Annotated in this window: 6 protein-coding genes, 2 tRNA genes and 1 pseudogene; 7 read left to right on the top strand and 2 right to left on the bottom strand. The window is 67.8% G+C overall.

The window, feature by feature from the left end; translation table 11 throughout:
• Positions 1–250 (bottom strand): annotated as a pseudogene (locus tag KBY78_RS15085) (type I methionyl aminopeptidase); the annotation flags it as partial.
• Between the two features lie 49 nt (positions 251–299).
• Between KBY78_RS15085 and KBY78_RS15080 the strand changes: the two are divergent.
• The 6 genes from KBY78_RS15080 to gltX all read left to right on the top strand — a co-directional run bounded on the left by KBY78_RS15080 (position 300) and on the right by gltX (position 3,239).
• Positions 300–641, top strand: coding sequence for a peptidase (locus KBY78_RS15080; RefSeq protein WP_255144324.1), 342 nt, complete (start codon positions 300–302; stop codon positions 639–641).
• A 102-nt stretch (positions 642–743) separates the two neighbouring features.
• Positions 744–1,199, top strand: coding sequence for a 50S ribosomal protein L19 (rplS, locus tag KBY78_RS15075; RefSeq protein ID WP_369791636.1), 456 nt, complete (start codon positions 744–746; stop codon positions 1,197–1,199).
• Between the two features lie 64 nt (positions 1,200–1,263).
• A tRNA-Trp gene (locus KBY78_RS15070) sits at positions 1,264–1,336 on the top strand.
• Between the two features lie 36 nt (positions 1,337–1,372).
• On the top strand, positions 1,373–1,561 hold the full coding sequence (locus KBY78_RS15065; RefSeq protein WP_006043540.1) for a hyperconserved protein Hcp: 189 nt from the start codon (positions 1,373–1,375) through the stop codon (positions 1,559–1,561).
• Positions 1,562–1,683: 122 nt separating this feature from the next.
• A tRNA-Asp gene (locus KBY78_RS15060) sits at positions 1,684–1,757 on the top strand.
• Positions 1,758–1,781: 24 nt separating this feature from the next.
• Positions 1,782–3,239 (top strand): glutamate--tRNA ligase, encoded by a 1,458-nt coding sequence (gltX, locus tag KBY78_RS15055; RefSeq protein WP_255144323.1) that lies wholly within the window; start codon positions 1,782–1,784, stop codon positions 3,237–3,239.
• On the opposite strand, the gene KBY78_RS15050 is transcribed toward gltX, so the two are convergent.
• A complete protein-coding gene (locus KBY78_RS15050; RefSeq protein ID WP_255144322.1) occupies positions 3,230–4,555 on the bottom strand; it encodes a sodium:proton antiporter in 1,326 nt (441 codons plus the stop codon). The genes gltX and KBY78_RS15050 overlap by 10 nt on opposite strands.
• Positions 4,556–4,612: 57 nt before the next feature.
• Here KBY78_RS15050 and KBY78_RS15045 point away from each other — a divergent pair.
• A partial coding sequence (locus KBY78_RS15045; RefSeq protein ID WP_255144321.1) for a DNA polymerase occupies positions 4,613–6,622 on the top strand: 2,010 nt, incomplete at its 3' end.

Here is a 6,622-nt window from a genome sequence, read left to right as displayed (position 1 = left end):
AGCGGATGCGCTCTTCGGCGTGGCGGTCGAGGTCGGCCGTGGTCATGCCTGGAGCGGCCATCTCCATGATCTCGCGCAGCACCGTGGCCACGATGCGGCTGGCCTGGCGCATCACCTGAATCTCGCGAGCCGATTTGATCTCGACCCCCCGCCGTCCCTTCTGGATGCGCGGGCCGGTGCTGGTGGTGGCTGCGGCGGCTTTGGTTGCGGTGTTGGGAGTGCCCGACAGCAGGTCAGCAAAAAGATTCATTGACGGGGCCCGGGCAATCCAGAGTTCAAGCTATCAACTTTCCTGATCGATGCTGTCGACCATGCAGGTCCTGGCCAGGCTGCGCCGCTGGCACGCCCTGATCGCGCCTGTAGTGGTGCTGCCGCTGCTGATCACGGTCACCAGTGGCATGGGCTACCGCCTGCTGCGCGACTGGGGCGGTCTCAGCCGCGACCAGGTGCATGGGCTGATGGTGCTGCATGAGGGTGAGTGGCTCGGGCCCGTCGGCAAAAGCTGGTATGTGGCCCTCAACGGACTGGGGCTGCTCTGGATGCTGATCACCGGCACAGGCCTGGCGCTGCAGGGGTGGAGTCGGCAGCGGGGGCGCGGGCGGCCGGAACGGGAGGAGAGCTCTGAGGAGGGGGGAACATGAGCCGTTACAGTGGTTGTTTGGCCGGGCGATCACACCTCTGGGATGGCCGCGGACTTGAACGACAGCGCCGAACTGATGGCGGAACTGAAGGACGACATCAACATGGATCAGACGAGCGTGGATGAGACCGGCACAGCCGAGACCGCGGCCCCAACGGCCGTGGCAGACAAGCCCGCCGTGTCCCCGGCTCGCACCGGCAAGCTCAGCGCCCAGGACCTGATCCGGGCCTTCGAAGCCGAGCAGCTCAAGAGCGATCTGCCCGAGATCTACGTGGGCGACACAGTGCGTGTGGGCGTACGCATCAGTGAGGGCAACAAGGAACGCGTCCAGCCCTACGAGGGTGTGGTGATCGCCAAACGCCATGGCGGGCTGAACGAAACCATCACCGTGCGCCGGATTTTCCAGGGCGTGGGGGTGGAGCGGGTCTTCCTGCTGCACAGCCCCCAGGTCGCCACCGTCAAGGTGGAGCGTCGCGGTAAAGTAAGACGTGCAAAGCTCTTCTACCTACGCGATCGTGTGGGGAAAGCCACCCGCGTGAAGCAACGCTTCGATCGCTGAAGCTTCATCGCTCAATTGCCCATGCCGGTGCCACCTCGCGCACCGGTTGAGGGGGCATCGTCATGCGCCGTTAGTTCAGCTGGTAGAACGCAGGTCTCCAAAACCTGATGTCGGGGGTTCAAGTCCTCCACGGCGCGCTCGATGCCCCTTCCTGCTCTTTCCTGGTTCCGGACATGGAGTTGGATTTACAACCCGGTGATGTGGTCAAGGTGCTCGAGTCCGCTGCCCTTGGCTGGGTGCGGGCACGGGTCATCCGGGTCAAGTCCGGCGGTCGTGTGGTCGTCCAGAGCGACCAGGGCCGTGAATTCACAGCAAGGGGCAACCAGGTTCGCCTGATCGAACCCGCTGGGTTCCGCCCCTGAATGCCTGCCGCTGTCTGCGCCAGTTGACGGCGGGGCCAGCGGCAGTGGATACTTCCCTAGTCGTCATCACGACACCAGAAGCCAGGTCGGGCAAGGGTTTTCACCTTTCTCATCTCACATCTGGGACTGTAGTTCAACCGGTTAGAGCACCGCCCTGTCACGGCGGAAGTTGCGGGTTCGAATCCCGTCAGTCCCGTTTCACTCTCATGAGCGTCTGCCGGTGACCGTTCGGGTTCGTCTGGCTCCCAGCCCCACGGGAACCCTGCACATCGGCACTGCCCGCACGGCGGTCTTCAACTGGTTGTTCGCCCGCCACCAAGGTGGCGACTTCCTGCTGCGGATCGAGGACACCGACCGGGAGCGCTCCCGGCCCGAGTTCACGGCCGACATCCTCGATGGCCTCGCCTGGCTCGGCCTGAGCTGGGACGCGGAGCCCGTGATCCAGAGCGAGCGGATCGAGACCCACCGCGCCGCCATCGCCCAGCTGCTCGCCTCGGGTCACGCCTACCGCTGCTTCGCCTCGGAAGCCGAACTGGAGCAGATGCGCGAGCGGCAGAAAGCCAGCGGCTCCGCACCCCGCTACGACAACCGGCACCGGGATCTGACCCCCGAGCAGCAGCAGGCGTTCATCGCCGAAGGCCGCGAAGCGGTGGTGCGCTTCCGCATCAATGATGGGGCCACGATCGGCTGGAGCGATCTGGTGCGCGGGGAGATGCGCTGGAGCGGCAGCGACCTGGGCGGCGACATGGTGATCGCCCGGCGGGCGCCGGCCGATCAGATCGGCGACCCCCTCTACAACCTGGTGGTGGTGGTCGACGATGCCGCCATGGCCATCAGCCACGTGATCCGCGGCGAAGACCACATCGCCAACACCGCCAAGCAGCTGCTGCTCTACGAAGCCCTCGGCCTGCCGCTGCCCGTCTTCGCCCACACCCCCCTGATCCTCAACCAGGAGGGCCGCAAGCTCTCCAAGCGCGATGGGGTCACCTCGGTGGGTGAGTTCCGGGCCATGGGCTACACCGCAGAGGCGCTGGTGAACTACATGACCCTGCTGGGCTGGTCACCTCCGGAGGACATGGGCGAGCGCTTCACGCTTACGCAGGCCGCCGCTGCCTTCGACTTCGATCGGGTCAACCGGGCCGGTGCCCGCTTCGACTGGGACAAGCTCAACTGGCTCAATGCTCAGGTGCTGCATGAGCTGCCCAGCGCCGAGCTGAGCAAGGTCCTGGTGCCGCTCTGGCAGGCCGAAGGCTGGAGCGCGCCAAGCGCCAGCCGTAACGCCTGGGAGCAGGAGCTGGCCGAGCTGCTCGGCCCGTCCCTCACCACCTTGCGCGACGGAGTCGAGCAGGCCCGGCCGTTCTTCGAGCGGCCCGAGCCCGATGCCGGCGCCCGCCAGCAGCTGGAGGCCGATGGGGCCATCGCGGCCCTCACCGCCGTGCTCGAACGCCTTGAGGCCAGCGACTCCACCGACTCACCGGATCTGAGCGTTGAGCAGGCCAAGAGCCTGCTGGCTGAGGCGGCCGTTGCCGCCGGAGTGAAGAAGGGGGTGCTGATGAAGAGCCTGCGGGCGGGCCTGCTGGGCAGCCTGCAGGGTCCGGATCTGATCACCACCTGGCGGCTGCTGCATGCCAGCGGCGAAGACCGGACGCGGCTGATGCTGGCCGTGGCTCAGGGCTGAGGGTTCTCCAGGGGCAAGGACTGACTGGCCGCAGCCGGCGCAGGGATGACCCCAGCAGCGGCGAGCTGTTGATCCTTGGCTTCCTCCCGCTGGCGCTCCTCCTCCTCCATCTCCTGCTCGCTGAGGCGCAGGCCCAGCGGGCCCGCCAGGGGAGTCGCGGTGAATCCCTGCAGGCCCACGGTCATCAGGATCGTGAGGAACACCAGCCCCTGCAGCGCTCCCGCCCCTTCCACTCCCGCTTCGTAGAGGCGCAGGGCGAACAGGCTGGCCACGGCGGCGGTGACGATGCCGCGCGGGGCCAGCCAGCTCAGCAGCACCTTCTGGCCACCGCTGAGGGGCAGGCCGTAGGTGGCGATCTGCATGGCCACGGGCCGCACCAGCAGCATCAGGGTGAGCACGCAGGCCACGCCACCCCAACCGAGGGGGCTGAGGTCCGCCCAGGCCACGTCGGCGGCCAGCAGCGGGAAGAGGATGCTGATCGCCAGCTGGGCCAGCTGGCGGATCAGGTCGTCGAGCATGGCGGCGTCGGTGTCGGCGAAGCGGCCCAGCAGCACCCCGGCCATCACGGCGGCGGGCAGGCCCGATTCGGGCATCACCACCTCACAACCGGTGAACATCAGGAACATCACCCCCAGGGTGAGCTGCAGGCGCAGACCGCTCTCCGGGTCCACGGGCAGGCGCCGCAGCAGCACCGCCAGCAGGAAGCCGCTCAGGGCACCCACCGCCACACCGAACCCCAGCCGCTGCAGCAGCTCCAGGGCGAGATCCTGCCAGTCGTAGCGGTCGGTGAGCACCAGCTCCAGCAGCAGCAGCGCCAGAACGGCGCCGACTGGCTCCAGCACCAGCCCCTCCCCCTCCAGCACATCCCCCAGGGGAGGCGCCAGGCGCATCTGCTGGATCAGGGGAGTCACCACAGTGGGGCCCGTGCCCAGCACGATCGCGCTGTAGACCGCCGCCAGCGGCCAGCTCAGCCCGGCCAGCCAGTGGGCCGCCAGCAGGCCGGGGGGAAGGGCCACCAGCAAGCGCACCACAACAATCCGCAGCACCGCCTGGCGGGTGGTGCTGCCCGGAAGGCTCAGCTTCAGACCCCCGTCGAACAGCACCAGGCTGACCAGCAGCCCCACGATGGTTTCGAGGCCACTGCCCAGGGCAAACGGATCCACCAGCCCCAGCCCGGAGCGGCCGATCAACAGGCCTGAAGCCAGCAGCAGCACCACCGACGGCAGCCCGGTCAGCAGGGAGGTGAGCTGGGCCAGCGCCCCGGAGAACACGGTGATCCCCCAGAGCAGCTGGAGCCTCTCAGGGGCATCAGTCATGGCTGGACGACCGGGCCCCCCAGAATGCCCCAGCCGGAATGGGGAATGGGGACAGGAATGGCCGAAGCACCGATGCTGCTGCTGGTGGATGGCCATTCCCTGGCCTTCCGCAGCTTCTATGCCTTCGCCAAGGGCGGCGAGGGGGGGCTGAGCACCAAGGAGGGGATACCCACCAGCGTCACCTACGGCTTTCTCAAGGCGCTGCTGGAGAACGTCAAGGGGCTCACCCCTCAGGGGGTGGTGATCGCCTTCGACACCGCCGGGCCCACCTTCCGCCACGAGGCCGACGCCAGCTATAAGGCCCACCGGGATGAGGCTCCGGAGCAGTTCTTCGCCGATCTGGCCAACCTGCAGGAGATCCTGGCGGGGGCGATGGATCTGCCCCTGTGCATGGCCCCCGGCTACGAGGCCGACGACGTGCTCGGCACCCTGGCCAACCGCGCCGCCGGCGCCGGCTGGCGGGTGCGCATCCTCTCCGGGGATCGCGACCTCTTCCAGCTGGTGGATGACGAGCGCGACATCGCCGTGCTGTACATGGGCGGCGGCCCCTATGCCAAGAGCTCAGGGCCCACCACGATCCGCCGCGAGGGGGTAATCGCCAAGCTCGGCGTGACGCCGGAGGAGGTGGTGGACCTCAAGGCCCTCACCGGCGATGCCAGCGACAACATCCCCGGGGTCAAAGGGGTGGGTCCCAAAACCGCCATCTCCCTGCTGAACACCCACCTCAACCTCGATGGCATCTACGCGGCGCTGGATCAGCAGAAGGGAGCGCTGAAAAAGAAGCTTGAAGCCGACCGGGAGAACGCCTACCGCTCACGCATGCTCGCCGAGATCCTGATCGACATCCCCCTGCCGGCCGAACCGCGGCTGACGCTGGGTTGCGTGGACGCTGCGGCCCTGGCCCGGCGGCTGGAGGAACTGGAGCTGTTCAGCCTGGCCCGCCAGCTGGCGGCCTTCGAGCGGGCCTTCTCCGCCGATCACCGGGCCCATGGTTCGTCGGGCTCAACCACGAGCAGTACGTCGTCGGCGCTATCAGCGGCCGGCAGCACGATTGCACCAGCTCCAGGCCCAGCTGATCCGTCCGCACCGTCTGCCTCCAGCTCCCCTCAGCCTGGCTCCGCCCCGGAGGGCGTTCCGCCAACCCTGGAGCCGGAGATCATCCAGAACACCCAGCAGCTCGAAGCTCTGCTGGTGCGGTTGATGGCCGCCACCGACCCCGACCAGCCGATCGCCCTCGACACCGAGACCACTTCCTTGAACCCGTTCCAGGCGGAGCTGGTGGGGGTGGGGCTGTGCTGGGGAGAAGGCAGCAGCGATCTGGCCTACATCCCGATCGGCCACCAGCCGCCGGCAGATTCCGCCGTGCTCAGCCAGCAGTTGCCCCTCGACCAGGTGCTCACGGCCCTGGCCCCCTGGCTCGAGAGCGCCCAGCACCCCAAGACCCTGCAGAACGCCAAGTACGACCGGCTGATCCTGCTGCGCCACGGCCTCAGCCTGGAGGGGGTGGTGATGGACACCCTGCTGGCGGATTACCTGCGCGATGCCAACGCCAAGCACGGGCTGGAGGTGATGGCGGAGCGCAATTTCGGCTTCACGCCAACGAGCTTCAGCGAGCTGGTGGCCAAGGGGGAGACCTTCGCGGCGGTGCCGATCGAGGCCGCCGCCCGCTACTGCGCCATGGATGTGCATGTCACCTGGCGGCTGACGCCGCTGCTGCGTGGCCAGCTGCAGCAGCTGGGGGAGGCCCTGCCGAAACTGCTCGATCAGGTGGAACTGCCGCTGGAGCCAGTGCTGGCGCGGATGGAGGCCACCGGCATCCGCATCGACAAGCCCTATCTGGCAACCCTGAGCGAAGAACTGGCGGGCACCCTCGCCAGCCTCGAGGCCGGCGCCAGGGAGGCCGCCGGGGTTGAGTTCAACCTGGCCTCGCCCAAGCAGCTGGGCGAGCTGCTGTTCGGCACGCTCGGGCTCGATCGCAAGAAATCGCGCAAGACCAAGACCGGCTGGAGCACCGATGCCACCGTGCTCGAGAAGCTCGCCGGCGACCACCCGGTGGTGTCGCTGGTG

Source organism: Synechococcus sp. EJ6-Ellesmere, assembly GCF_024345875.1.
GTDB classification, from domain to species: Bacteria; Cyanobacteriota; Cyanobacteriia; order PCC-6307; family Cyanobiaceae; genus Regnicoccus_A; species Regnicoccus_A antarcticus.
This window is presented reverse-complemented; position numbering and strand designations above follow the sequence as displayed.

Excerpts from the sequence above, each read along its gene's own strand:
- KBY78_RS15080 (WP_255144324.1), top strand. The coding sequence starts at position 300 with ATGCTGTCGACCATGCAGGTCCTGGCCAGGCTGCGCCGCTGGCACGCC.
- rplS (WP_369791636.1), top strand. The coding sequence starts at position 744 with ATGGATCAGACGAGCGTGGATGAGACCGGCACAGCCGAGACCGCGGCC.
- KBY78_RS15065 (WP_006043540.1), top strand. The coding sequence starts at position 1,373 with ATGGAGTTGGATTTACAACCCGGTGATGTGGTCAAGGTGCTCGAGTCC.
- KBY78_RS15050 (WP_255144322.1), bottom strand. The coding sequence starts at position 4,555 with ATGACTGATGCCCCTGAGAGGCTCCAGCTGCTCTGGGGGATCACCGTG.